Below are 24,797 nucleotides of genomic sequence, written 5' to 3'. Positions count from 1 at the left end.
GATCCTACCAGCTCGCTTCGCCGTCCTCGCTCAAGAATTCCATGCCGCGCACAGGAAAGCGATCTTCGATGCCATAAGGGCCGCCGCCGACGCTCGGTCGCGACGACATCAACAGCGTGCGCGTTACGAAAAACGGCTCGGACCGGTATCCGCTGTAGTGCGTGAGAAATCGTGCGACCGCTTCCGCATTCGAATGCCTCAAACGCGCCAGCGTCACATGCGGGCGGAAAGCCCGCGTTTCCGGCGCAAGACCGGCATTCCGCGCGGCTTTCTCGTGTGCTCGCACAAGCTCATCGAGTTTTGGCTCCGGCTCGACGCCGGCCCAGATCGAATGCGGATCATCGCCGCCGAAAGCTCCGAGTCCCGAAATCCGAAGTTCGAAGCCGTCGATCTCGATGCTGGTGAGATTCGCGGTAAACTCGCGGGCTTTGGCATTGTCGATGTCGCCCGCGAACCGGAGTGTGATGTGGTAGCTCTCGGGCGAGATCCATCGCGCGCCGGGTAGCGGCAGGCGCAGACGATGAAGCTCGTCGCGAATGTCGTCGGGGATCTCGATGGCGGTGAACAGGCGAGGCATCGGGAACCTCCTTAGCTGGCGATGGCGAAATAACGGTGACGGCTATTTTGCCGCCGTTTTCCGCTGCGAGATGCGCTGAACGAGCGCTTCGACCTCAGGCATGATCCGCTTGACGACTTCTCCGATGCCGCTTGCCGTCGGATGCAACCCATCGGGCTGGGAAAACCCCGGGTCCAGCGCCACGCCGTCGAGGAAGAACGGATACAGCGGAACGCCATATTTGGCCGCGAGATCGGTGTAGATTGCGTCGAACGCTTTGGCGTAGTCGTCGCCCCAGTTGTTCGGCGCTTTCATGCCGGTCAGAAGGACAGGAACATCCAGCGACTTGAGCGCCGAAAGCATCTTGTCGAGATTGGCGCCCGGTTCCTTGGGATCGATCCCGCGCAGCGCATCGTTGGCGCCGAGTTCGAGGATGACGCCATCGGGTTTCGGCTGCATGGCCCAATCGAAGCGACGAAGTCCGTCGGCCGTCGTATCGCCGGAAACGCCCGCATTGACGATGGTGACCTTGTAGCCCTTCGCTTGAAGCGCCATTTGAAGCTGCGCCGGAAACGCCTCGCTGGCTTTGACGCCATAGCCCGCCGTAAGGCTATCGCCGAAAGCGACGAGGGTCACGGGTTGCGCCTCATCGGCCCACGCGGGAAACGGGGTGGCAATCGCCGCCATGCCAATAGCCACCATGATTGAGAGGGCAAATGTCACGACCAACGCTAAAGCCGTTCGAAGCCTGTGGCGCACGTTCATCTTTCGGCCCCACCGATCACGCAAATCATTGATCTGACGTAGAGCGTCGATTTCCGAGTGACAAGCCCCGGACAATGACAAAATCCATCGCGCGCACCGAGCAAGGCGGCCAGACTTTGAACGAACCGATTATCCAACTCGACGATGTGCATCTGACACTCACGAGCAAAGCCGGCCCGGTGCACATATTGCGCGGCGTATCTCTCGATATTCCGGCTGGGCAGCCAGCCGCGATCGTCGGACCATCAGGATCGGGAAAGACTTCGCTGCTGATGGTGATGGCTGGCCTCGAACGCGCGAGCAGCGGCTCGGTCGCGATCGCAGGGCGTGAGCTGACGCGCTTGTCCGAGGATGATCTTGCCGTGCTCCGCGGCGCGGAGATGGGAATTATCTTCCAGTCGTTTCATCTCGTGCCGACCATGACCGCGCTCGAGAACGTCGCATTGCCGATGGAGCTTGCGGGCGAAGCGGACGCCTACAAGAACGCGGGCGAGCTTCTGAAGGAAGTGGGCCTCGCGGCGCGTACGGAGCATTATCCGGCTGAACTTTCTGGCGGCGAGCAGCAGCGCGTCGCCATCGCGCGCGCACTCGTCCGCGAACCGCGAATCATCTTTGCGGACGAGCCGACCGGCAATCTCGACGGCGGCACTGGCCGCCAGATTATCGATCTCCTTTTTGGTTTGCGTCGGCGCCGCAACGCGACGTTGGTGATCGTCACGCACGACGATCACCTGGCCCACATGGCCGACCGGATCATTCGCATGTCCGACGGTTCGGTGGCCTCTGATGAATCGACCAGGTCATCGGCAGTTCGCGCGGTATCGCCGTGACGCTCGTCCTCGAACCGCGCGCAAATCTGGCGCCATCCCGTTGGGCGGGCTTGAAGACCGTTCTGAAGCTCGGCGCACGCGAGTTGCGCAACGGCATCAAGGGATTTCGCATCTTCATCGCCTGCCTCGCGCTGGGCGTGATGGTGATTGCCGCCGTCGGCGCCCTCGCCGATGCGTTGCGCGCGGGCCTCGCGAGCCAAGGCGAAACCATTTTGGGCGGCGACGTCACGTTCGCGCGCATGCACATCCGCGCCACGCCCGAGGAACGGACACTCTTTCAAAACCTCGGCCGCGTCAGTGAAACCTCGACGTTGCGGACGATGGCCCGCCGCCTCGACGGATCGGATCAAGCCTTGGCGGAGCTGAAAGCCGTCGATGCCGCCTATCCTTTGTCGGGCGAGACGACGATCGAGGATGGCAAGTCCTTCCGTGAAGCGATCGTCGACAATGGTGCCGTCGTCGATCCGATGCTCCTCGAACGCCTCGGATTGAAGGTCGGCGACCGCTTTCGCATCGGCCAAGCGGAAATTGATGTCACCGGCGTCTTGCAGGCCGAGCCCGACGCCGTCGCGGATCGCTTGACCTACGGTCCGCGCATTTTCGTCTCACTCGCGACGCTCGATAAAACCGCGCTCGTCAAACCCGGGACGCTCATTCGCTGGCGCTATGCGGTCAAGCTTCCGCCCGGCGCGCCGTCGGATCGCGAAACCCTCGCGAACCTCCGGAAATCCGTCGAGCAAAAGATGCCGACGGCAGGATTTACGAGCGTCGATCGTTACGATCCATCGCCGCAGATCACGCGCACGCTGGAACGTTTGCGCCAATTCCTGATTCTCATCGGACTAGCTTCCCTGCTTGTTGGCGGCGTCGGCATCGCGAGCGCCGTCGCAACCTTTATCGACAAGCGGATCAAGGTTGTTGCAACGCTGCGAAGTCTCGGAGCCTCGGGCGCGCAGATCATCGGAATTTTCCTGGTGCAGATCGTCCTGATGAGCGCCATCGGCATCGCGATCGGGCTCGCCCTTGGCGTCGCCGTGCCGCCGCTGGTCGAGAATTTCTACGGCGACCTGCTGCCGGTGCGAACCGGAATCCAAGTCTCTCCGGGGAGCCTCGGCATCGCCGCGCTTTACGGCTTGCTCGTGGCGCTCATCTTCGCGCTTTGGCCGCTCGGCCGCGTTGAGAACGTCCGCGCCGCCGTGCTCTTTCGCGACTCGATCAACGCCGTCACCGGCTGGCCGCGCAGGTCGATCATGGTCGCGACGGGAGCATTGGCGGCTTTATTGTTCGCCATCGCCGTCGCGACGTCCGAGCCGCATAACATCGCCGTCTATATCGCGATCAGCCTGATCGTCATGCTGACGGTCTTCGGATGGCTTGGCGGCGCGATTGCACGCCTCGTCAAACGCATCCCTCGGCCCAAGGCGCCGGAGCTCGCGCTGGCACTGCGCAACATCGCGGCCCCCGACGGCTTGACCCGGTCCGTCATCCTGTCTCTCGGCACAGGACTTTCTTTGCTGGTCGCCGTAGCGTTGGCGAATGCCGCGCTGGTTTCGGACCTCACAGATCGCCTTCCCGAGCAGGCGCCGGATTATTTCCTGCTCGACATCGCACCCGATGAGTTCGACGCGGTGAAAGCCAAGATCCTTGGCGACATTTCCGGCACCAAGCTGGTCGATGCGCCGATGCTGCGCGGCCGTCTGGTTGCGCTCAAAGGAACGCCGGTCGAAGAAGCAAAGGTCCCCGCCGACGCGCAATGGGTCCTGAACGGCGACCGCGGCCTGAGCTACGCCGACGCGATACCGGAAGGGTCCACGCTGACGGCCGGCACTTGGTGGCCGAAAGACTATCAAGGCCCGCCGCTGGTTTCGTTCGAACGCGATCTCGCAAAAAAGCTGGACCTCGGGATCGGAGACAGCGTGACGGTCAACGTCCTGGGCCGCAATGTCGAGGCAAAGATCGCCAACCTGCGCGAGGTCAACTGGGAGAGCCTGGCGCTCAACTTCATCATGGTGTTTTCACCAAATACGCTTCAAGGCGCACCCCACAATGTGCTGGCGACCTTGCGACTTCCCTCCGGGACGCCCCGGTCGGCGGAAACCGCGATGGTGCGCGACATGGGCAAGGCCTATCCGTCCGTCACCGCGATCCGCGTGCGCGACGCCATCGATCAGTTCAATAAGATCGTCGCGAAAGTCATGATCGCCGTCCAGGCAGCAGGCAGCGTGACGCTGGCGGCGGGCGCGCTGGTGCTGGCGGGAGCCCTTGCCACGGCGCAGCGGCGTCGCATTCTTGAGGCAGTCATCTTGAAAACGATCGGCGCCCGCCGGCGTCAAATCCTGAAAGCGCACGCATTCGAATATGCGCTCCTCGCCCTTATAGCGGCGCTGGTTGCCATTGTGCTTGGGAGCCTGATCGCATGGGTCGCGGTCACCCGCATCATGGAGATTGACTTCGTTTTCTCGGTGAACGCCGTTCTGGAAACACTGACTGTAGCCGCCCTGATGATTACCGCGTTCGGCGGTCTGGGAACCTGGGCCGTCCTGAGGGCGCCGCCAGTCCCATATCTCCGTACCGAGTAAAATTTAACCTCTTGTTTTAGGGGCCTTGAAAGCCCGCCGCATAGAGATCATATCTTGAGCAGGTGCGGCGGATTTGCGCCGCTTCAAACGAGGATTTTACGACAATGGCTGAAGTTTTTACGCGACCGACTGGGCCAATCGGCGGCGCGAGAACATCCGGCGCATTAGACCAGGGGCTGCGCTCCTTCATGCTCGGCACCTACAACTATATGGCGCTCGGCGTGGCCGGTACGGCCGTCGTCGTGATGCTGTTGATGGCTAACCCGGCCGTCATGCAGGCGATTGCGCTCGGACCGATGAAGTGGGTGATCTTCGCCGCGCTTCTGGGTCTCGGCTGGTTCGCGCCGCGCCTGTTCTTCTCGGGCAGCAACGCGCTGGCGCACGGCGCCTTCTGGGCGTACTGCGCGCTTTGGGGCGTCCTGATCTCGCCGATGATCGAAATGTTCGTCGCCCGCGGCCTTTCTGGCTTGATCGGTCAGGCGTTCTTCATCGCTGCGGCGACCTTTGCGGCCACGAGCCTCATCGGCTACACGACCAAGAAGGACATGACCGGCTGGAGCGGCTTCCTGTCGATGGCGTCGATCGGCTTGATCATCGCCATGCTGGTGAGCTTCTTCTTCGTGACCGATCCGGGCACGAGCAAGACCGTCAGCCTGCTGATCTCGTCAGTCGTCGTCCTGCTTTTCTCGGTCATGACGGCCTTTGAGACGCAGGCGATCAAGTCGATGTACATCGAGAACGCCTCTCACGGCGGCGCAGAGCAGCTGAAGCGTTCGTCGATCTTCGGTGCGTTCATGCTCTACGGCTCGTTCATCACGATGTTCATCCACATCCTGAACATCCTGGGTCTCATGAATAGCAACAGCAATTAAGCTCACACAACATATCGAAAGCGAAAGGCCCCGAAATTCGGGGCCTTTTTTATATTCGGTTCTTAGTCGCACCGCGGCGCGCAGCGGATTATCTTGTCACCAGATCGAGCCTGTCTTCAAGCACACTGAGCACCCGCTTCAGATCGTGTCCGCGCTTCATGATGAGGCCACCCGCCGCGATGACGCTATAAGCGCCCTGCTTGCGAGCCAGACGCAGGTCCTTCTCGATCCGGTAGAGCGGATATTCACAAGCGCGCCGGTAAACGGAAAAGACCGCTTTGTCGCGAAGCAGGTCGATGGCGTAGTCGCGCCATGCGCCGGACGCCACCTTGCGCCCATAAAGGTCGAGAATAGCGGCAAGCTCATGCCTGTCGAAGGAAGTCGGCCGTCCGGGCTCCGAACCATGCGTATCCGGAGCCGCGTGATGACCCGCGCGTCGCGGGCGGAAAACTATCGGATCGGTTGTCTCGCTCAAATCGAGTCATCCGTTGCTGACGAATGAGAGGATCGCGCCAATGCACGGCGAAAGCAAGAGCCAGCGTGTTGCGTAGGATTGTAGAGACTCCTCTACACGGAAATACCTCGCGTCCGACAAAATCGCGACGACCAACTGGCCACAATCCGCCGTATTAAAACGCGATAAAGATAACGGTTGACCGAGACCTTGCTTCAACGACCGGCTCTGGACACTCAGCCCCCCAGCCCCCCGGGGCCACAGTTTCGGAGCTAGGTCTCGGCAACCCTCCTGATTACCCTCTCCCGTCTTGGCCTCCCCGTCCAAGACACACCCTGCCAAACACCCTTCAAGGGCCGGATCAATCCGGCCCTTTTTTTGTGCCGCATTACAGATCGTTATTTGAAACGGCGGAAAAATCTGTGCTTATATAAAATGACGTTGAAGGGGGAATGGATAGCGTTCGCAATATGATAGCTCACACACGGAAACCGGCCGCCAAGGCGCCACCCAAGTCCGCAATTAACCCGTTGATCACGAAATGGAATACCGAGTTCGCTCTCGCTCCGTTCGACAAAATTGAAGCGCGCCACTTCAAGCCGGCGCTTCAGGCCGCATTTCGCCAGCACAACGCCGAGATCGAAAAGATCGCGTCGAATCCGAGCAAGCCGACGTTCGCAAATACGGTTCTTGCGCTCGAAAAAAGCGGCTGGCAGCTCTCCAGCGTCGCGTCCGTGTTCTGGAACATCGAGGGCTCCGACTCGACGCCGGAATTGCAGGAAGTCGCGCGCGATATGGCCCCGCGTTTCGCGGCGCATGAGACTCGCATTCTGCTCGACAAACGCCTCTTCAAGCGGATCGACGATCTTTTCCAGCGCCGTGAATCTCTGAAGCTCAGCGACGAAGATCGCCGCGTGCTCGAACGCCATCATTTGGAATTCGTCCGCGCCGGTGCTCGCCTGTCGCCCGCCGATAAGTCGCGCGTCAAGGAAATCAACGCCCGGCTTGCGACGCTCGTCACCCAGTTCATGCAGAACGTGCTGAAGGACGAACAATCCTGGCGGCTGGTTCTCGAAAACGACACCGATCTCGCCGGGCTTCCCTCGACGCTGAAAGAAAGCGCTGAGCGGGCCGCCGCCGATGCGGGTGTCGACGGCAAAGGAATGATTACGCTGGCGCGCTCCAGCGTCGAAGGGTTCCTGACCTTCTCCAGCCGCCGCGACCTGCGCGAGCAGGCCTTCGAAGCCTGGGGGAAGCGCGGCGCCCATGATGGCGATACCGACAACCGCCAGATCGTCGCCGAGGCCGTTGCGCTGCGCGGCGAATATGCGCGTCTGATGGGCTTCAAGTCCTTCGCGGAATTCAGCCTGCAGGACACGATGGCCAAGACTCCGGACGCCGTCGCGGATCTGCTGCAGGGCGTCTGGCGCAAAGCCGTTAAGCGCGCCGGCGAAGAGCACGACGCGCTTCTCGCAGAAGCCCGCGCTGGCGGCGATAATTCGCTGATCATGCCTTGGGACTGGCGCTACTACGCCGAGAAGGTGCGAAAAACCAAATTTGATTTCGACGAGTCGAAGCTGCGCCCCTACCTGCAGCTCGACAACATGATCCGCGCGGCGTTCGATTGCGCGACGCGGCTGTTTGGCCTGCGCTTCAAGGAGCGGACGGATCTGCCGCGCTATCATCCCGAAGTCCGGACCTGGGAAGTCTTGAGCAAATCGGGCGACCATGTCGGCATCTTCATGGGCGATTATTTCGCGCGGCCATCGAAGCGTTCGGGCGCCTGGATGTCAGCCTTCCGCTCACAGCATAAGCTCGCCAAGGGCCAGACGCCGGTCATCATCAATGTCTTGAACTTCGCAAAGGGCGCCGACGGCGAACCGGCGCTGTTGTCGTTCGACGACGCGCGCACGCTGTTTCACGAGTTCGGCCACGCCCTGCACGGATTGTTGTCTGACGTCAGCTATCCGTCGATCTCGGGAACGGCGGTCTCCCGCGATTTCGTCGAGCTGCCCTCGCAGCTTTATGAGCACTGGCTGTCGACGCCGGAAGTCCTCGAAAAGCACGCGCTTCACTACAAGACCGGCAAGCCGATGCCGAAAGCATTGCGCAATCGTCTGTTTGCCGCGCGCAATTTCAATCAGGGATTTGCAACGGTCGAATATACGTCGTCGGCGCTCGTCGACATGGCGCTTTATTCAGCCAAGGGAAATCCGATCGGCGACGTCGAAGGCTTCGAACGCGAGACGCTGAAAGATATCGGCATGCCGGATGAGATCGTGATGCGCCACCGCATCCCGCATTTCATGCATATCATGTCGGGCTATGCCGCGGGCTACTACAGCTATCTGTGGTCGGAAGTGATGGATGCCGATGCCTTCGCGGCGTTCGAGGAAGCAGGCGATGTGTTTCATCGCCCGACCGCGAAAAAGCTCTACGAGTTCATCTATTCCGCCGGCAACCGGCGCGATCCGCATGCGGCCTATGTCGCGTTTCGCGGCCGCCCGCCCAAGATCGATGGATTGCTGAAAAAGCGCGGCTTGGCTGCGTAGATAATCGCCGCCGACGTTGCTTATGCCATGGCCGTTCTAGCAGCGGCCATGGAGCCCATATGCGGGCCACTAAGGCGTCACCACAGGCCGGCAAGCGTTCCGCCGATGATCGGACCGCTGCGGTCCTCCTGCAGCAATACGACGATCTTCTGCACCTCGGCCTGCATCAGGGCGGCGCGCGGGAGTTGAATCTCCATGGGCTGCCCTTTCCAGATGCCGATGGGCGTCAGCTCGCGCACGATGTTCTTGTAGCTGAGCTGCTTGCCCTGGTTCTCGCCTTCCTTGATGTCGACCGTTCCCGACGACTGCACGACGCCGAGCCAGATCGTCGCTTCGCGCGGTCCGTGTCCGGTCTCCTCTCCGCCCAAGGCGAAGTTCAACGTATTCCGCTCCTGCCAGAACCGGATGGGAATGTGCTGCGGTCCGGCCTTCTCCGACGTCTTCTGGATCGCGTTCTCGATTTCCGCTTCCGACGCGCCGTTGACGTGAACTTCGCCGTTGACGATGGCCTGCGGCGTGTAGATGGCGCCGTCGCCACGGGCACGGGCGTAGTTGCGTTGCCGCTCGCTATTGCGCGGCGAGCCAAACGTGTCCTTCCAGCCGAGATAATTCCAGTAGTCGACAGGAAACGACAGCGCGATGACCGAGGGGTCCGCCGAAAGCTTCTCAAGCACCGCGTCGGCCGGAGGGCACGATGAGCACCCCTGGCTCGTGTAGAGCTCGACGACGGCGCGAGGCGCAACAGCCGGTTGACCCGCACCAGAGGGCTGAGCTGCGAGAGACGTTGTGGTGGCGATGGCGGCGATCGGCGCCAGGAAGGCCACAAGGGTAGTGCCAAAACGCATTGCGGCTCGCCTAGAGTGCTTCCGGAAAAGTGGGAACCGGTTTTCCGATAGGAAGCACGACAGAACAAAAACTAGAGTGCTTCCGGAAAAGTGGAAACCGGTTTTCCGGTAGGAGCACGACAAAACAAAAAATTTGAGGTGACGCGTCCACCTCCTAGTCCTTCTTACTCTCTAGCGTCGCGGCCAAAAAGTGAAAGGCTGGAAAGCCATGTCACGAACGAGTGAGACGCGCGAGATTTATCTTAACGTGAAAAATGCCAGTGGGGAGCTGGTAGGGGAGCTGGTAGACGGCGGGTAGACGTAAGGAGCGCCAAGCGCCCCTTACCCCGTGTTTCGAGCCCAGTGTCCGCGCGGGGCCGCTCACGCAGCCAAGTTGCGCAGCACGTAATGCAGAATACCGCCATTCTTGAAGTATTCGATCTCGTCGAGAGTATCGATACGGCAGAGCACCGGCACGTCGAGCGACGTTCCGTCGGCCCGCGTGATCGTCAGGTTAATGACTTCGCGCGGCTTCACCTTGGCGAGGCCTCGAATCGTGACTTTCTCGTCGCCCTTGAGCCCGAGAGATTGCCACGAGGTTCCGTCCTGGAAGGTGAACGGCGCGACGCCCATGCCAACCAGGTTCGAACGGTGGATGCGCTCGAACGATTGCGCGACGACGGCACGCACGCCGAGCAGGTTGGTGCCCTTCGCGGCCCAGTCGCGCGATGAGCCGTTGCCGTATTCAATTCCGGCAAACACGACGAGCGGCACACCCTCCTGCTCGTAGAGCATCGCGGCATCGTAGATCGCCATTTCCTTGCCGGACGGATAGTGGATCGTCAGGCCGCCTTCCTTCACGTTGCCGTTGGCGTCCTTCACCATCGCATTCTTGATGCGGATGTTGGCGAACGTCCCGCGCATCATGACTTCGTGGTTGCCACGCCGCGTGCCGTACTGATTGAAGTCGACGGGCTGCACGCCATGATCGAGCAAATAACGTCCGGCCGGGCTAGACGTCTTGATCGAGCCGGCGGGCGAGATGTGGTCGGTCGTGATCTTATCGCCGAACAACCCGAGGATTCGCGCGTTGACGATGTCGACGACCGGCTTCGCCTCGCGCGCGATGCTCTGGAAGTAGGGCGGGTTCTGGACGTACGTCGATTGCCCGTTCCAGCCATAGGTCAGGCCGCCGCCGATCGCGATCGACTGCCAGTTCGTGTCGCCCTTGAACACGTCGGCGTAGCGGGCTTTGAACATGTCGCGGGTGATGTTCTCGGCAATGAACTTCTGAATCTCCTGCGTCGTCGGCCAGATGTCCTTGAGATAGACAGCCTTGCCGTCGCTGCCCGTTCCGATCGGCTCTTTCGTCAGATCCTTAAGCACGGTGCCCGCCAAGGCATGGGCGACGACGAGCGGCGGCGATGCGAGATAGTTCGCCTGCACATCGGGGCTGACACGGCCTTCGAAGTTGCGGTTGCCCGAGAGAACCGCCGCCGCGACGATGCCGTTATCGTTGATGGCTTTCGACAGCTCCGGGGCGAGCGGCCCCGAGTTCCCGATGCAGGTGGTGCAGCCGAAGCCGACAAGATTGAATCCGATCTTGTCGAGATAGGTCTGCAAACCCGCCTGGGCGAGATAGGCGGCCACGACCTGCGATCCAGGCGCGAGCGATGTTTTCACCCACGGCTTGCTCGTCAGTCCGCGCTCGACGGCATTGCGAGCCAGAAGCCCGGCCGCGATCAAGACACTCGGATTTGACGTGTTCGTGCAGCTCGTGATGGCGGCGATGACGACGTCGCCATGCCCGATGTCGAAGGCTTTGCCGTCGACAGGGACGCGTTTCGCAAGCTCGCCCGGCTTTTTGTATTCCGACGTCAGCGCCGTCTCGAACCCGCTCTTGATATCGCCGAGTGCAAGCCGGCCCTCGGGCCGTTTCGGCCCCGCCATCGATGGCACGACGTCGCCGAGATCAAGCGCCAGCGTATCGCTGAAAACGGGATCGGCCGAGCCCGACTCGCGGAACAGCCCCTGCGCCTTCGAGTAAGCTTCGACCAGTGCGATGCGGTGCACGTCGCGCCCCGAGATCATGAGATAGTTGATCGTTTCCTTGTCGACCGGGAAGAACCCGCACGTCGCACCGTACTCCGGCGCCATGTTGCCGATCGTCGCCCGGTCGGCGAGCGTCATGCTGTCGAGGCCGGGACCGTAGAACTCGACGAACTTGCCGACGACGCCCTTTTTGCGCAGCATCTGCGTCACGGTCAGAACCAGGTCCGTCGCGGTGACGCCCTCGTTGAGCCTGCCGGTTAGCCGGAAGCCGATCACCTCCGGAATGAGCATCGACTGCGCCTGTCCGAGCATCGCTGCTTCCGCTTCGATGCCGCCGACGCCCCAGCCGAGCACCGCGAGCCCGTTGACCATCGTCGTATGGCTGTCCGTGCCGACGAGCGTATCGGGATAGGCGATCGTTGAACCGTCGGGCAATTGCTTGGTCCACACCGTCTGCGCCAGGTATTCGAGATTGACCTGATGGCAGATGCCGGTTCCGGGCGGCACGACACGGAAATTGTGAAACGCGCCCTGGCCCCATTTCAGGAAGTTGTAGCGTTCGCCGTTGCGCGCGTATTCCAGAGCCACGTTGTCGGCGAGCGCCTTCGGCGTTCCGAATTCATCGACGATGACGGAATGGTCGATGATGAGGTCGACCGGCACCAGCGGATTGATCTTGGCCGGATCGCCGCCGAGCTTCGTCATGCCGTCGCGCATGGCGGCGAGATCGACGACGGCCGGAACGCCGGTGAAATCCTGCATGAGGACGCGGGCCGGACGGAAGCCGATTTCCTTTTCCTTTTTGCCCTTGTTATCGATCCAGTCGGCCATCGCCGCGATGTCGGCTTTCGTCACCGTGCGCCCGTCCTCGTGGCGCAACAGGTTCTCAAGCAGAACCTTCATCGAATAAGGCAGCTTGGAAATGCCCTTGAGGCCGTTGGCCTCGGCCTCGGGCAACGAATAGTAAACGTAGGGCTTACCCTCGACAGTGAGGGTCTTGCGGCAGTTGAAGCTGTCGTTGGATAGGGGTGTGAGTGCGCTCAAGGTCAGGCCTCCGAAGTTAAGACGAAGGGCTGCGCCGCCGGAGTGCCGGCGGATCGAGGACATCCCGCGACATCGCTGACGAAGCCGCGCGATCCCCGCTTTTGCGCTAGCGAAGGATACAACGTGCCTTTTATATAATCCTTCAAAAAAGTGAACCCCTTCACGTTTTGGCGATGGCGTCGCAGGCAAAATGCGGCAGCTGTCGTTCATTTTGCAGTCACGGAAGCCCGTCCCAGTGCAACTCATCGCCGAAGACTTGGTCATAGAGCGGGGCGGCCGCGTCGTTATCGACGGCCTGTCGGTTGCGGTCTCGGAGGGCGAAACCCTGGTTCTGTCGGGAGCCAACGGCGCCGGCAAGACGACTTTGCTCCGAGCCATCGCGGGCTACGTCCGCCCGGCGGCGGGCACGATTCGGCTCGATGGCGGCGATAGCGAGCTGACGATTTCGGAGCAGGCGCACGTCGTCGGACACGCCAACGCCGTCAAATCGAGCATGACCGTGTTCGAGAACGCCGCCTTCTGGTCGGAATATCTGAGCGGCCATGCGTCCGATACCGAGCAGATCGAACGCGCGCTCCGCCATTTCGGCTTGGAAGATCTCGTAGAGTTTCCGGCGGCTTATCTTTCGGCGGGACAAAGGCGGCGGCTTGGACTGGCGAGGCTCTTGCTCGCGCCGCGCCCGCTCTGGCTTCTCGATGAGCCGACCGTGTCGCTGGACATCGCGTCGTCGGATCGTCTCGTTGCCGCGGTCAACCATCATACGAGCGGCGGCGGTCTGGCGATCATCGCGACGCACGTGCCGCTGGCGCTGGAGCGCGTCCGGACTTTGACAATCGCTCCACGAAGGATGGCCGCGTGACAAGTTTCTGGGCGCTCGTTCGCCGCGACCTGAGACTGGCCGTCCGCGAAGGCGGTGCGATAGGCACGGCGCTGGGCTTCTTCCTCGTCGTCGTATCGATGATGCCGCTCGGCCTTGGGCCGGACCTCAATCTGCTGGCGCGCATCGCGACCGGCATCTTGTGGATCGCGTTGCTGCTGGCGGCGCTTCTGTCGCTCAACCGCATTTTCGAAGCCGACTATGAGGATGGCACGCTCGATGTGCTCGCAACCGGCCGCCTTCCGCTCGAACTCGTGGCTGCCGCGAAAGCGCTGGCGCACTGGATCACGACCGGCATTCCGCTGGCGCTGCTTGCGCCGGTACTTGGGATTTTGCTCAACCTGGACATCAGGTCCTACCCGATCCTTGTCGCAACGACGCTGGCCGGCACCCCGGCGGTCAGCTTCCTCGGCGCTATCGGCGCGGCGTTGACGGTAAAAGCGCGGCGCGGCGGCCTGTTGCTGGCGCTGGTCGTTTTGCCGCTCTACGTGCCGACCTTGATTTTCGGCATATCGACGGTTAGCGCCACCATGGGACCCTCCGGAATGGGCGCGGCGTTTCTGATCCTAACGGCGATATCGCTTGTCGCCGTCGTCCTCGGCCCGATCGCGGCGGCAGCGGCCCTCCGCATACAACTTCAATAAACGGTAACCTCGCGTTCATTGCGAAAAAACGGCGAAGGGCTTAAATCCCGACCATGCAGACGCTGACGCAGCAACTGGCCAATCCGACCCGCTTCATGGGGCTTTCCGCGAGGGTGCTTCCGTGGGCGTCGGCCGCTGCCGCCGTTCTGATCGCGCTCGGGTTTTACCTGTCGTTCTTCGACTCGCCCGCCGACTACCAGCAGGGCGAGACGGTGCGCATCATGTACATCCACGTGCCCTGCGCCTGGCTATCAATGATGATTTACGGCCTGATCGCCGTGTCGAGCTTCGGCCTTCTCGTCTTCAGGCACCCCCTCGCCGACGTCTCCGCGAAAGCGGCCGCGCCGCTCGGCGCCGCGTTCACGTTCCTGGCGCTGTTGACGGGGTCGCTCTGGGGTAAGCCGATGTGGGGCACCTATTGGGTCTGGGATGCGCGCCTGACGTCGGTGCTTATTCTTTTCTTTCTCTATCTCGGACTGATGGCGCTTCGAGCGGCGCTGGAAGATGAATCTGCGGCCGCCAAGCTGACGGCCGTGCTCGCGCTTGTCGGCGTCACGATTCTTCCGATCATCAAGTTCTCGGTCAACTGGTGGAACACGCTGCACCAACCTTCAACCGACTTCACCTCGACGGTCGATCCGAGTATGCGCTGGCCGCTGGTCATCATGGCGATGGGATTTACGCTGCTGTTCTTCGCGATGCATTTGAAAGCCATGCGCAACGAGATCATGCGCCGGCGCGTGAAAGCCATGCGCGCGCAAGTCGTCGCCGGTCGTGACCGGCTCGCAGCCTCGGGGGCCACGAGCTGAATTCATGGACCTTGGACCGCACGCCGCCTTCATCTGGATTTCGTATGCTGCCGTGATCTTCGTTGTCGCGGGCCTCGTCGCCTGGCTCATTTTCGATGGCAGAAAGCAAGCCGCCGCGATGCAGGAACTGGAAAAGCGCGGTGCCCGACGCCGCTCGGCGAGCGCCGTGGAGTGAACCCGTGAATCAAGGCCGATCGAAACTTCTCCGCTTGCTGCCGGTCCTGTTTTTTGCCGCCGTCGCAGGTTTCTTCGCGATGGCGCTGCGCTCCGGCGATCCCTCCCTTCTTCCCTCGACGCTCGTCGGCAAGCAGGTTCCGCAAGGCGTCTTTCCGCCGATCGAGGGACTTGAATCCGCGAACGGCAAGCCCGAGGTCGGTTTTACCAGCGCCGATCTCGCCAAGGGGAAGGTTTCCGTCGTCAACTACTGGGCATCATGGTGCATGCCCTGCATCGAGGAACACCCATTCCTCGTAAAACTGAAAAGTATGGCCGATGTCGATATTTACGGCATCAACTACAAGGATCGCGCTGACGCCGCCCGCCGCTTCATCGGCCGTTTCGGCAATCCCTATACGGCGGTCGGAACCGACGCGCAGGGCCGTGCCGCTATCGATTGGGGCGTCTACGGAACGCCGGAGACATTTATCGTGAATGGCAAAGGTCAGATCGTCTACAAGCACGTCGGACCGATTTCCGAAGCCGCGCTAACGTCGAAATTGCTTCCCGCAATCGAAAAAGCCCGCACGGCTGCGGGCTCGATAGCGTCCGGACCGTGATAAGCCGAACGCAGTCTGACGCGAAATCGCTTTAAATAGATTGGAACTTCTTGGTCTCGTTATCGTAGACGCTGAGCGTGCCCGTCGCGATATCGAAATGCGCGCCGTGAAGCTGCAGCAAGCCTTGCTCCTCCCGCTCGCGCACGAACGGAAACGTCCGCAGATTTTTCAGCGACTGCATGACGCCCTCTTGTTCGAGTGCACGCTGCTTGAACTCGGGCGAAGCGCCCGGATTGTCGCGGAGGACGGCAAGGCGCGCCTCATCCAGCATCGACATCCAGCGCGAGATGAAATGAGCTTCCGTTTGAACGGCAGCCTTCTCGTCCCATGCCGCCTTGATGCCGCCGCAGCCGGAATGACCGATGACGATGAGATGGCGAAGGTTGAGATTTAGGATCGCGAACTCGATGGCCGAGCTGACGCCGTGGAAGTTGCCGCCGGTTTCGTAGGGCGGAACGAGATTGGCGATATTGCGCAGGACAAACAGCTCGCCCGGCATGGCGCTGAAGATCGTTTCAGGATCGACGCGGCTGTCGGAGCACGAGATGACCATCGTCTGAGGGTCCTGCCCGTGCGTCGCGAGCCTCTCGTAATGTGCGGCGTTCGGAGTGAAGTGGCGGAACTTGAAGCGGCGATAGCGATCGGCAAGAGAGTCGGGAAAGGTCTTCATTGTCGTTTGGTTCTCCTTCTTACGAGCCGCCGCGCAGCGTCACACCCCTGCGCAAGCGGGTGTTGGTTCTTGATAGAACGAGATACCCAAGAACGGCCGATATCAGCGAACCGCTCAGCACGCCGAGTTTGACGTGACCACTCGCGTGCGCATCAGGGAACGCCAGCATGCCGATGAATAGGCTCATCGTGAAGCCAATACCGCCAAGCATGGCTGTGCCGAATAGCTGCATCTCGGTTGCGCCATCCGGCCGCGCTCCGAGGCCGCTTCTGATCGCGGCCCAGGCAAAGCTATAGATTCCAAGCGGCTTGCCGATGAGAAGTCCAAGCATAATTCCAAGCGAAATCGGCGATGTGAAATCCTCAGCCGAAATCGCGGAAAATGAGACGCCCGCATTGGCGAACGCGAAAACCGGCAGGATGAGGAAACTCACCCAAGGGCTTAGAAAATGCTCGACGGATTCGAGTGGACCTTCTCGGCCCTTGCCGTCGGTGAGCGGTACGAAAAGCGCGGTGACGACACCGGCGAGCGTCGCGTGGACACCCGATTTCAAAACGCAGAGCCACACGAACGCGCCGACGAGAGCATAGGCCCATATCCGCATGACGTTGAAACTATTGAGAAGGGCAAGACCGGCGACCCCGGCAAAGGCGAGCGCCAGCGCCGAGAGCGACAGGTCACCGGTATAGAAAAACGCGATAATGAGAATCGCGCCGAGATCGTCGATAATGGCGAGCGCCAGCAGGAAAACCTTGAGGCTCTGCGGCACGCGTGAGCCGAGCACGGCCAGAACACCAACGGCAAACGCGATATCCGTTGCAGCCGGGATAGCCCAGCCTTTGAGCGCGATGTTGTTGTCCCAATTGATCGCGGCATAGATCAGAGCCGGCGCGATCATGCCGCCCAGTGCGGCGAGAATCGGAAGCAGGGCCGCCTTGCGATTCGACAACGCACCGCGCAGCATCTCACGCTTGATCTCGAGACCTACGACGAAAAAGAAGATCACCATGAATGCGTCGTTGATCCAATGCAAAAGCGATTTGGACAACACGAACGGCGCGATACCGATCGAAAGCGGGAACTCGAGCGTCCGCTCATAAATATCGTTAAACGATGAATTTGCGATGATGAGCGCGAGGATTGCGGCGCAGAGCAGCGCCAATCCTGCGGCGGCCTCACGACTAATGCCCGTCGCAGTTGTTTCCGGCTTCATGTACGGCCTTTGATCTCCCGGTTTGGCAAATCGTAGGTAGCAAGCCCCGCCGGGGCAAGCAAAAGGTTGAACCGCATCGCCGCATCGCTGAAACGCAGCCGAAGGCAAGAAGAATTGGCGAAATGCTTATGCTTTAGAGATACGTTCCTTAGGCAGAATTTCAAAAACCGTTTCCGCCGGCCGGCACAGGCGCGTGCCCAGCGGCGTCACGACGATCGGACGATTGATCAATATCGGATGCGCCAACATCGCGTCGATGATCGCCGTGTCGTCGAGGCCCGTGTCGGAAAGCCCAAGGTCTTCGTAGGGCGTTCCTTTTTGCCGAAGCAGGTCGCGCGGTGCGATGCCCATCGCCTTGATCAGCTCAAGAAGCTCTTTCCGGTTTGGTGGCGTTTTCAGATACTCGATCACGCGTGGCTCTTCGCCATGCTCGCGGATCATCGCCAGCGTCGCACGCGACGTGCCGCAAGCGGGATTGTGATAGATCGTAATCGTCATCAGACGTCCTTTCCGGCTTTTGTCATGTCGAAAGCCAGGCCCAGTCGATCAGCGGCAGCATGAGCCGGTCGCTGCCGCGGCTGGCTTCCACGCCAAAGGCAACGCCTTGGGTCGCATGAGTCCATGCATCCGACACGGACGCGCCGTTGAGCAAGCGCGCGGTCAGGAAGCCCGTGAACAGATCTCCTGTTCCGTGCGGCACGTCGGCGAGCTTTTTCACGGTGCTGACCTGGACGTTCCCGCTTTGCGATAGCACGTTCGCCAATTCGTCGGGACCGGACGGAATGGACGTTGCAGCCACGATTGGGCAGGCAAGCGCTAGCGCCGCCTGCGCTGCATCTTCCGGCGATTGAACCTCTTGGCGCGAGAGCCAGCCGAGTTCGAACCGGTTTGGCGTCGTGATGTCGGCGAGCGGAACCAGCGCATCGCGCACCACGGCTGCTGCGGCCGCATCGATATAGAGGCCTTCCGGATCATCCCCCAGAATGGGGTCGCAGACGTAAATGATCTGCGGGCTGATCTCTCGCATCCGCTTGATGAGCCGCGCCACCCATGTCGCGTGTCCGGCGGACGGCAGATAACCAGTAAGCACCGCATCAAACGTGCCGAGCCAGCCGTTCGCCTCGATCGCGCCGCTCATCTTTTCGAGCGCGGCCGGTTCAAGGATCACGCCAGCGCATTTTTCGCGTGCCGGATGATTGGACAACACGACCGTCGGCAGCGCCACGACCTCGATTCCCGCGCGCTGCAGCGGAGCGATGGTGGGACTTAAACCAACCGTGTCTTGCGCAACGTGCGATGAAATAACGAGAATTCGGCGCATGGTCCTGATTGCACTTGGAGATCGTGTATCGGCCGCGCCTTCGAGCAGGGAAGGCCAAGCCATCTATCATGGGATATCCGCAGCGCATTCGTCTACCTGCGCGCCGGTGGATCTTTATCGTCTGGCTCAAAAGTTGAGTATGCCTGGGCGTCGGATGCGTTATGGTGCGTTGCACCATCCCCGCAGCTCCGGAGCCGACGCCGATGGCGATGAGACCAAGACGCAGCGTTCTTTACGTTCCAGGAGACAACGAACGCGCCATCGACAAAGCGAAATCACTTCCCGCCGATTCGATTATTCTCGATCTCGAGGATTCGGTCGCGCCAGCAAACAAGGAACTGGCCCGCAAACATGCCGCGGACGCCATCCGGGCAGGTGAATTCGGCTCGCATGAAGTCATTTTGCGCGTCAACCCGATCGAGACGCCGTGGGGCATGGGTGACCTCCATGCGGCGATCGCTGCGGCTCCCGATGCGATCCTTGTTCCGAAGGTTTCGCAGTCGGGCGATATTGTCGGGACGGCGAAAGTGGTGAAGGCGGCCGATGCCGACCCCCGCATTCGTCTCTGGGCCATGATCGAAACGCCGATGGGCATCATCAACGCCCGCGAAATCGCCGCCTGCGGTCCCGACCCCGACAATCGCCTCGCCTGCTTTGTGGTCGGAACCAACGATCTGTTGAAGGAAAGCCGCGCCCGTGCCGGCAGCAACCGCTTCGCCGTCGTGCCGTGGCTGGCGATGACGCTTGTCGCGGCCCGCGCTTACGGACTGGACGTCATTGACGGCGTCTACAACGATTTTAAGGATGATTCGGGTTTTCGCGCCGAATGCGAGCACGGCCGCACGCTCGGAATGGACGGCAAGACCCTAATTCATCCGTCGCAAGTCGCGCCCTGCAACGAGATTTTCTCGCCGAGCGACGACGAGGTCACCTGGGCGACCAAGATCATCAAAGCCTTCGAACAGCCGGAAAACGCCCGAAAAGGCGTCATTACCGTTGAGGGCAAGATGGTGGAACGCCTACACCTCGTCATGGCGAAAAGGGTTGCCGCCATCGCGGACGCCATCGCCGCGCGCTCGCGCATCGAAGAGCCTTGGTTTTGAGCGCGACTTGAAATCCACGGCGTCTGCGGCCCTTGATCGCGTCTTGGCGTCTTGAAAAGGGTTGCGGTTCGCGGCCCACATCCGGAAAAAGAACCACAACAACCAGCGGCAACGAAGGCGAGATCGATGGCGGATACGAAAACCAACGCAGGCAATTTCTTCGAGGATTTCCGCTTCGGTCAGATCATTCACCACGCGACGCCGCGCACCGTCACCGTCGGCGATGTTGCGCTGTACACGGCGCTCTATGGCTCACGCTTTGCGGTCCAGTCGGCCGACACCTTCGCCAAGGCGATCGGCTATCCGAAAGCGCCGCTCGACGACCTGCTGACCTTCCACGTCGTTTTCGGAAAGACGACGCCGGATATCTCGCTCAACGCCATCGCCAACCTCGGCTACGCCGATTGCCGGTTTCTGAAGGCCGTCTACCCGGGCGACACGCTCACCTCGACGTCGGAAGTCATCGGACTCAAGGAAAATTCCAACGGCGAAACTGGCACCGTCTACGTGCGCTCCACCGGACGCAATCAGGACGGACAGGTCGTCCTCGAATATTGCCGCTGGGTGATGGTCAGGAAGCGCACGAAGGGAACACCCGCGCCGGAATCCGTGGTTCCGAAGCTACCGGACCGCGTCGATCCGAAGGACATCGCAGGTGCCGTCCCCGCGCTCGACGTCGCGAAGTATGATTTCGCGCTTGCGGGATCGCCGCATCGCTGGGGCGATTACAGTGCTGGCGAGAAAATCGATCACGTCGACGGCATGACGCTCGAGGAAGCCGAGCATCAGACCGCGACACGCCTCTATCAGAACACCGCGAAGGTTCATTTCAATCAGCACACCGAGGCTAAGGGCCGGTTCGGCAAGCGCATCGTCTACGGCGGCGTCGTTATCTCGCTCGTGCGTGCACTTTCGTATAATGGCCTCGGCAACGCGTTCCATCTGGCGGCGATCAACGGTGGCCGTCACGTCGCCCCGACGTTCGCGGGCGATACGATCTATGCGTGGTCGGAGATCCTTGAAAAGGCGGAGATTCCCGAACGCAAGGACATCGGCGCGCTGCGCGTCCGCATGGTCGGCGTCAAGAATCAGGACTGTTCGGCGCTACCGTTGAAGACCGAAACCGGCGAATATGCCGAAGGCGTCGTGCTCGACCTCGACACGTGGCTGATCCTGCCGCGCTGATTGGACCGGCTGCTCGCGGCTTTCGCTAACAGCGTTGTATCTTGGCAGCGCCACGGGCTCGAATGCGCGGGAGAGGTCCGTCGTCGGTGGTTCTCCGCTTCGACTTCCCGTTATGTGGCATTTGGCGAATTGCCGCGTGGCCTGCGAGACGCTAAAACGCTGCTCCAAGATAAAAAGGTATCCGATGCAAGCCACCTCAGGGCGGAGCGCGCGACCGGAGCGGCCGCTGTCTCCCCACATCCAGATCTATTCGCCGCTGATCAACATGATGATGTCGATCGTGCATCGCATTACCGGCGCGGCGCTGTATGTCGGCTCGCTGCTGCTGGCCTGGTGGTTGTTCGCGGCGGCGGCGGGACCGGACTATTACGATTACGTCGCCGGATTGCTCGGGTCCTGGCCGGGAAAGATCGTCCTGCTCGGGTATACCTGGGCGCTGATGCACCATCTTCTCGGCGGCCTCCGGCATTTCATCTGGGACACCGGGCGCGGCTACGATCTCAAAACCGTCGATCTCCTGTCCTGGGGAACGTTGGCCGGATCTCTTGTCTTGACGGCGTTGATCTGGATCGGCGTTGCCGTTTCGGGAGGGCTTTGATCATGGCGATGCGAACGCCCCTCAAAACAGCAAGATATCTTGGCTCTGCGAAAGAAGGCGCCGATCACTTCTGGAAGCAGCGCGTCACGGCCGTCGCGAATGTCGTCCTTGCCATCTTTCTTGTCTGGCTCGTCGTGTCATTGACGGGTGCCGATTATACGACCGTCAAGCATCGGCTGGCTAATCCGCTCGTCGCGCTGGGCCTGCTCGCCCTGGTGCTGTCCGGTACGATCCACATGCGCCTGGGCATGCAGACGATCATCGAAGACTATGTTCACGGCGAAGGCCTGAAGATCGTCGCGCTCATGATCAATACGTTTTTCACAATCGTCGTTGCGCTCGTCAGCATCTTCTCCGTGCTGAAGCTGAGCTTCGGGGCATAGAGACATGGCGAACACGAACAGCAAGGCGAACGGAGCGGCGGCTGCACCGGCCGTTGGCGGCAAGGCATACCCGATTGTCGATCATCAATATGATGTCGTCGTGGTCGGAGCTGGCGGCGCAGGTCTGCGCGCTACCCTCGGTTGCGCCGAAGCAGGTCTCAAGACCGCCTGCGTCACGAAAGTTTTTCCGACGCGCTCCCACACCGTGGCTGCCCAGGGCGGCGTCGCGGCGGCCCTCGGAAACATGGGGCCGGACGATTGGCGCTGGCACATGTACGATACTGTCAAGGGCTCTGACTGGCTCGGAGACCAGGACGCGATTGAATATCTGTGTCGCCATGCTCCGGCCGCCGTCTACGAGCTCGAACACTACGGTGTTCCCTTCTCGCGCACCGAGGACGGTAAGATTTATCAGCGCCCCTTCGGCGGCATGACGACCGACTTCGGCGAAGGCCCGCCCGCGCAACGGACTTGCGCCGCCGCCGACAGAACCGGCCACGCGATGCTGCACACGCTCTATGGCCAATCGCTCCGTCACGCGGCGGAATTCTTCGTCGAATATTTCGCGCTCGATCTCATCATGGACCGCGACGGCGCCTGCCGGGGCATTATCGCGCTGAACCTCGAAGACGGCACGCTGCACCGTTTCCGCTCCAAAAAAACGATCCTGGCGACCGGCGGCTACGGACGCACATATTTCTCATGCACGTCGGCGCACACCTGCACGGGTGACGGCAATGCCATGGTGCTCCGCGCCGGACTGCCGCTCCAGGACATGGAATTCGTGCAGTTCCACCCGACCGGCATCTACGGCGCTGGTGTTCTGATCACGGAAGGCGCGCGCGGCGAAGGCGGCTATCTGACGAACTCCAAGGGCGAGCGCTTCATGGAGCGTTACGCGCCGCACGCCAAGGATCTGGCGTCTCGCGACGTCGTCTCGCGCTCGATGACGGTCGAAATCCGCGAAGGCCGCGGCGTCGGTGCCGAAGGCGATCATATCTTCCTGCACCTCGACCATCTCGATCCTAAGATCCTGGCCGAGCGTCTGCCGGGCATCACCGAAAGCGCCAAGGTCTTCGCCGGTGTCGATCTACGCCGTCAGCCGATCCCCGTGCTTCCGACGGTCCATTACAACATGGGCGGTATCCCGACGAACTATCACGGCGAGGTTCTGACCAAGAAAGACGGCAATCCCGATCACGTCGTCCCCGGATTGATGGCGATCGGTGAGGCCGCGTGCGTTTCGGTGCACGGCGCCAACCGCCTCGGCTCGAATTCCCTCATCGACCTCGTCGTCTTCGGTCGCGCCGCCGGTCTGCGCTGCGCCGAAACCATCGAGTCCGGCGCGATGCAGCCGGAATTGCCGAAGGATACGGACGACAAGATTCTCGCACGCTTCGACCGCTTCCGGTACGCGAAAGGCTCGACGCCGACCTCGGCATTGCGTTTGCGTATGCAGAAGATCATGCAAGCGAACTGCGCCGTCTTCCGCGACGGTCCGGTGCTGAAGGAAGGCGTCGAAAAAATCGCGGCCGTCTGGCGCGACGCGGCCGACATTTCCGTCACCGATCGCTCGCTCATCTGGAATTCGGATCTCGTCGAAACGCTCGAGTTCGACAACCTGATCGCTCAGGCCGCCGTGACGGTTACGGGCGCGGAAAACCGCAAGGAAAGCCGTGGCGCGCACGCGCGGGAAGACTATCCCAAGCGCGACGACGTCAATTGGATGAAGCACACGCTCGCCTGGGTCGACTATGACGCGAAGTCGGTGAAGCTCGACGAGCGGCCGGTCCACACCCGGACGATGACGAACGAAGTCAAGTACATCGAACCGAAAGCCCGCGTTTATTGATCGTCTCGTTATGCGTGCGGTGGGTAGAAATAGCGCGTCGCCATGAAGACGCGGTATGGTGTGGCGCCTTGAGGAGCCGCATCCATTGAGCAAGTCCACATCAGAACCAGCCGACGAAGCCGACACACGCATGCCGCCCGATCCGTTCGCGGCCGTGCTGCCGGCCCTTGCGGCGTTGGGAGCGATAACCTCGATCGCCGCGATCAATTGGTCGGGCGAGGGAAAGCTCGCCGCGCGCACGCGCACAAAACGCAAGACCTCGGCTTCACTCCGCGATCTCGAAACGTGCTGCCTTGGCCTCGCTGAGATTTTCCGCCGCTTCCAGCGTCATCCGCGCGTCTTTGCGGGCGAAGGCGGACAGGCTTCGGCTCCGTTGAAGTTCGGCGTGCACGGCCAGCGCATCCGGGCCGACGCACAGCGGCTCTACCTGCAACTCATGAACGACATCGCGTCGATGCTCGTTCTTGCCGCCCAGAACGCATTCGACGTGATGACCGCGATCGAAGACGGCGACATCGACGCGCCGGAAGAGATCTTCTTTGCATTCGGAGAGCAGCAGGATCGTCTTAACACCGTGCTTCAGACGCGCGTGACGCTGCGCGCCGCCGTCGATACCGGCGCCGGCATCGCCGAACGTCTGGTAGACTTGGTGCGTGAGTTAAAAACCTATCAAAAGCCTGCCTAGAGTGCTTCCGGAAAGTGAGTATCGGTTTGCCGATAAGAAGTACGAGAAAACAAAAACCTGGAGCCATCCGCGATTCAACGAAAGGCGGAAAGGCTCTAGGGACCAAAGAACGGCATCCCGCGACGAGGGCTGCCGTTGACAGAGCTGCCCGAT

24 protein-coding genes are annotated in these 24,797 nt (G+C 61.3%); 15 read left to right on the top strand and 9 right to left on the bottom strand.

Annotated elements, in window-relative coordinates; translation table 11 throughout:
* Positions 1-4 precede the first annotated feature (4 nt).
* Both thpR and WC026_RS03510 read right to left on the bottom strand, forming a co-directional pair.
* Positions 5-577 carry an RNA 2',3'-cyclic phosphodiesterase gene (thpR, locus tag WC026_RS03515; RefSeq protein ID WP_372709418.1) on the bottom strand — a complete coding sequence of 191 codons (573 nt, stop codon included), beginning with the start codon at positions 575-577 and terminating at the stop codon, positions 5-7.
* 42 nt (positions 578-619) lie between these two features.
* Positions 620-1,321: an arylesterase gene (locus tag WC026_RS03510; RefSeq protein WP_372709417.1), complete on the bottom strand. Its 702-nt coding sequence runs from the start codon at positions 1,319-1,321 to the stop codon at positions 620-622.
* A 74-nt stretch (positions 1,322-1,395) separates the two neighbouring features.
* Between WC026_RS03510 and WC026_RS03505 the strand changes: the two genes are divergently transcribed.
* The 3 genes from WC026_RS03505 (at position 1,396) to WC026_RS03495 (ending at position 5,602) form a co-directional block, all read left to right on the top strand.
* On the top strand, positions 1,396-2,151 hold the full coding sequence (locus WC026_RS03505) for an ABC transporter ATP-binding protein (RefSeq protein ID WP_372709416.1): 756 nt from the start codon (positions 1,396-1,398) through the stop codon (positions 2,149-2,151).
* Positions 2,148-4,730: an ABC transporter permease gene (locus WC026_RS03500; protein WP_372709415.1), complete on the top strand. Its 2,583-nt coding sequence runs from the start codon at positions 2,148-2,150 to the stop codon at positions 4,728-4,730. The genes WC026_RS03505 and WC026_RS03500 overlap by 4 nt, the downstream gene beginning before the upstream one ends.
* Before the next feature lie 104 nt (positions 4,731-4,834).
* Entirely contained in the window at positions 4,835-5,602 is a 768-nt protein-coding gene (locus WC026_RS03495; protein ID WP_372709414.1) for a Bax inhibitor-1 family protein, read from the top strand.
* An 88-nt stretch (positions 5,603-5,690) separates the two neighbouring features.
* Here WC026_RS03495 and WC026_RS03490 read toward each other — a convergent pair whose 3' ends face one another.
* On the bottom strand, positions 5,691-6,077 hold the full coding sequence (locus tag WC026_RS03490; protein WP_372709413.1) for a DUF2794 domain-containing protein: 387 nt from the start codon (positions 6,075-6,077) through the stop codon (positions 5,691-5,693).
* A gap of 449 nt (positions 6,078-6,526) precedes the next feature.
* Between WC026_RS03490 and WC026_RS03485 the strand changes: the two genes are divergently transcribed.
* The gene (locus tag WC026_RS03485) at positions 6,527-8,608 is read left to right on the top strand and encodes a M3 family metallopeptidase (RefSeq protein WP_372709412.1); all 2,082 of its coding nucleotides are present in this window, start codon (positions 6,527-6,529) and stop codon (positions 8,606-8,608) included.
* Between the two features lie 77 nt (positions 8,609-8,685).
* Here WC026_RS03485 and WC026_RS03480 read toward each other — a convergent pair whose 3' ends face one another.
* On the bottom strand, positions 8,686-9,453 hold the full coding sequence (locus WC026_RS03480) for a DUF1223 domain-containing protein (RefSeq protein ID WP_372709411.1): 768 nt from the start codon (positions 9,451-9,453) through the stop codon (positions 8,686-8,688).
* 360 nt (positions 9,454-9,813) lie between these two features.
* The gene (gene acnA, locus WC026_RS03475; protein ID WP_372709410.1) at positions 9,814-12,528 is read right to left on the bottom strand and encodes an aconitate hydratase AcnA; all 2,715 of its coding nucleotides are present in this window, start codon (positions 12,526-12,528) and stop codon (positions 9,814-9,816) included.
* A gap of 235 nt (positions 12,529-12,763) precedes the next feature.
* Here acnA and ccmA point away from each other — a divergent pair, with 235 nt between their 5' ends.
* Genes ccmA through WC026_RS03450 form a run of 5 tightly spaced genes read left to right on the top strand, consistent with a single transcriptional unit; the run spans position 12,764 to position 15,634 of the window.
* Positions 12,764-13,387, top strand: coding sequence for a heme ABC exporter ATP-binding protein CcmA (gene ccmA / locus WC026_RS03470; protein ID WP_372709409.1), 624 nt, complete (start codon positions 12,764-12,766; stop codon positions 13,385-13,387).
* Positions 13,384-14,049: a heme exporter protein CcmB gene (gene ccmB, locus WC026_RS03465; protein ID WP_372709408.1), complete on the top strand. Its 666-nt coding sequence runs from the start codon at positions 13,384-13,386 to the stop codon at positions 14,047-14,049. Before ccmA ends, ccmB begins: the two co-directional genes overlap by 4 nt.
* Before the next feature lie 53 nt (positions 14,050-14,102).
* Complete coding sequence (locus WC026_RS03460; protein WP_372709407.1) at positions 14,103-14,858, top strand: heme ABC transporter permease; 756 nt, start codon at positions 14,103-14,105, stop codon at positions 14,856-14,858.
* A gap of 4 nt (positions 14,859-14,862) precedes the next feature.
* A complete protein-coding gene (gene ccmD, locus WC026_RS03455) occupies positions 14,863-15,033 on the top strand; it encodes a heme exporter protein CcmD (RefSeq protein ID WP_372709406.1) in 171 nt (56 codons plus the stop codon).
* 37 nt (positions 15,034-15,070) lie between these two features.
* A complete protein-coding gene (locus tag WC026_RS03450; protein ID WP_372709483.1) occupies positions 15,071-15,634 on the top strand; it encodes a DsbE family thiol:disulfide interchange protein in 564 nt (187 codons plus the stop codon).
* Between the two features lie 31 nt (positions 15,635-15,665).
* On the opposite strand, the gene WC026_RS03445 is transcribed toward WC026_RS03450, so the two are convergent.
* The 4 genes from WC026_RS03445 to pdxY all read right to left on the bottom strand — a co-directional run bounded on the left by WC026_RS03445 (position 15,666) and on the right by pdxY (position 18,901).
* Positions 15,666-16,304 (bottom strand): carbonic anhydrase, encoded by a 639-nt coding sequence (locus WC026_RS03445; protein ID WP_372709405.1) that lies wholly within the window; start codon positions 16,302-16,304, stop codon positions 15,666-15,668.
* Positions 16,305-16,323: 19 nt separating this feature from the next.
* Positions 16,324-17,517 carry a Na+/H+ antiporter NhaA gene (gene nhaA / locus WC026_RS03440; protein WP_372709404.1) on the bottom strand — a complete coding sequence of 398 codons (1,194 nt, stop codon included), beginning with the start codon at positions 17,515-17,517 and terminating at the stop codon, positions 16,324-16,326.
* 126 nt (positions 17,518-17,643) lie between these two features.
* Positions 17,644-18,015 carry an arsenate reductase (glutaredoxin) gene (arsC, locus tag WC026_RS03435; protein ID WP_372709403.1) on the bottom strand — a complete coding sequence of 124 codons (372 nt, stop codon included), beginning with the start codon at positions 18,013-18,015 and terminating at the stop codon, positions 17,644-17,646.
* 22 nt (positions 18,016-18,037) lie between these two features.
* Positions 18,038-18,901: a pyridoxal kinase gene (pdxY, locus tag WC026_RS03430; RefSeq protein ID WP_372709402.1), complete on the bottom strand. Its 864-nt coding sequence runs from the start codon at positions 18,899-18,901 to the stop codon at positions 18,038-18,040.
* Between the two features lie 98 nt (positions 18,902-18,999).
* Here pdxY and WC026_RS03425 point away from each other — a divergent pair, with 98 nt between their 5' ends.
* The 6 genes from WC026_RS03425 (at position 19,000) to WC026_RS03400 (ending at position 24,644) form a co-directional block, all read left to right on the top strand.
* Positions 19,000-19,941 (top strand): CoA ester lyase, encoded by a 942-nt coding sequence (locus WC026_RS03425; RefSeq protein ID WP_372709401.1) that lies wholly within the window; start codon positions 19,000-19,002, stop codon positions 19,939-19,941.
* Between the two features lie 126 nt (positions 19,942-20,067).
* Positions 20,068-21,126 (top strand): MaoC family dehydratase, encoded by a 1,059-nt coding sequence (locus tag WC026_RS03420; RefSeq protein WP_372709400.1) that lies wholly within the window; start codon positions 20,068-20,070, stop codon positions 21,124-21,126.
* A 184-nt stretch (positions 21,127-21,310) separates the two neighbouring features.
* A complete protein-coding gene (gene sdhC, locus WC026_RS03415; protein WP_372709399.1) occupies positions 21,311-21,724 on the top strand; it encodes a succinate dehydrogenase, cytochrome b556 subunit in 414 nt (137 codons plus the stop codon).
* A 2-nt stretch (positions 21,725-21,726) separates the two neighbouring features.
* The gene (sdhD, locus tag WC026_RS03410; RefSeq protein ID WP_372709398.1) at positions 21,727-22,107 is read left to right on the top strand and encodes a succinate dehydrogenase, hydrophobic membrane anchor protein; all 381 of its coding nucleotides are present in this window, start codon (positions 21,727-21,729) and stop codon (positions 22,105-22,107) included.
* Positions 22,108-22,111: 4 nt separating this feature from the next.
* A complete protein-coding gene (gene sdhA / locus WC026_RS03405; protein WP_372709397.1) occupies positions 22,112-23,959 on the top strand; it encodes a succinate dehydrogenase flavoprotein subunit in 1,848 nt (615 codons plus the stop codon).
* A gap of 85 nt (positions 23,960-24,044) precedes the next feature.
* Positions 24,045-24,644, top strand: coding sequence for a hypothetical protein (locus WC026_RS03400; protein WP_372709396.1), 600 nt, complete (start codon positions 24,045-24,047; stop codon positions 24,642-24,644).
* The last annotated feature ends 153 nt before the right edge of the window (positions 24,645-24,797 follow it).

Origin of the sequence: Hyphomicrobium sp. (genome assembly GCF_041674905.1) — a bacterium.
Lineage (GTDB): Bacteria > Pseudomonadota > Alphaproteobacteria > Rhizobiales > Hyphomicrobiaceae > Hyphomicrobium_B.
The sequence above is the reverse complement of the archived record's forward strand: the minus strand, read 5'-3'. Positions and strand labels throughout refer to the sequence as shown.

What these genes read in the sequence shown, in the direction of transcription:
- thpR (WP_372709418.1), bottom strand. Translation starts at nt 577, where the DNA reads ATGCCTCGCCTGTTCACCGCCATCGAGATCCCCGACGACATTCGCGAC.
- WC026_RS03510 (WP_372709417.1), bottom strand. Translation starts at nt 1,321, where the DNA reads ATGAACGTGCGCCACAGGCTTCGAACGGCTTTAGCGTTGGTCGTGACA.
- WC026_RS03505 (WP_372709416.1), top strand. Translation starts at nt 1,396, where the DNA reads ATGACAAAATCCATCGCGCGCACCGAGCAAGGCGGCCAGACTTTGAAC.
- WC026_RS03495 (WP_372709414.1), top strand. Translation starts at nt 4,835, where the DNA reads ATGGCTGAAGTTTTTACGCGACCGACTGGGCCAATCGGCGGCGCGAGA.
- WC026_RS03485 (WP_372709412.1), top strand. Translation starts at nt 6,527, where the DNA reads ATGATAGCTCACACACGGAAACCGGCCGCCAAGGCGCCACCCAAGTCC.
- WC026_RS03480 (WP_372709411.1), bottom strand. Translation starts at nt 9,453, where the DNA reads ATGCGTTTTGGCACTACCCTTGTGGCCTTCCTGGCGCCGATCGCCGCC.
- WC026_RS03460 (WP_372709407.1), top strand. Translation starts at nt 14,103, where the DNA reads ATGCAGACGCTGACGCAGCAACTGGCCAATCCGACCCGCTTCATGGGG.
- ccmD (WP_372709406.1), top strand. Translation starts at nt 14,863, where the DNA reads ATGGACCTTGGACCGCACGCCGCCTTCATCTGGATTTCGTATGCTGCC.
- WC026_RS03445 (WP_372709405.1), bottom strand. Translation starts at nt 16,304, where the DNA reads ATGAAGACCTTTCCCGACTCTCTTGCCGATCGCTATCGCCGCTTCAAG.
- nhaA (WP_372709404.1), bottom strand. Translation starts at nt 17,517, where the DNA reads ATGAAGCCGGAAACAACTGCGACGGGCATTAGTCGTGAGGCCGCCGCA.
- arsC (WP_372709403.1), bottom strand. Translation starts at nt 18,015, where the DNA reads ATGACGATTACGATCTATCACAATCCCGCTTGCGGCACGTCGCGTGCG.
- pdxY (WP_372709402.1), bottom strand. Translation starts at nt 18,901, where the DNA reads ATGGCTTGGCCTTCCCTGCTCGAAGGCGCGGCCGATACACGATCTCCA.
- WC026_RS03425 (WP_372709401.1), top strand. Translation starts at nt 19,000, where the DNA reads ATGGTGCGTTGCACCATCCCCGCAGCTCCGGAGCCGACGCCGATGGCG.
- WC026_RS03420 (WP_372709400.1), top strand. Translation starts at nt 20,068, where the DNA reads ATGGCGGATACGAAAACCAACGCAGGCAATTTCTTCGAGGATTTCCGC.
- sdhC (WP_372709399.1), top strand. Translation starts at nt 21,311, where the DNA reads ATGCAAGCCACCTCAGGGCGGAGCGCGCGACCGGAGCGGCCGCTGTCT.
- sdhD (WP_372709398.1), top strand. Translation starts at nt 21,727, where the DNA reads ATGGCGATGCGAACGCCCCTCAAAACAGCAAGATATCTTGGCTCTGCG.
- sdhA (WP_372709397.1), top strand. Translation starts at nt 22,112, where the DNA reads ATGGCGAACACGAACAGCAAGGCGAACGGAGCGGCGGCTGCACCGGCC.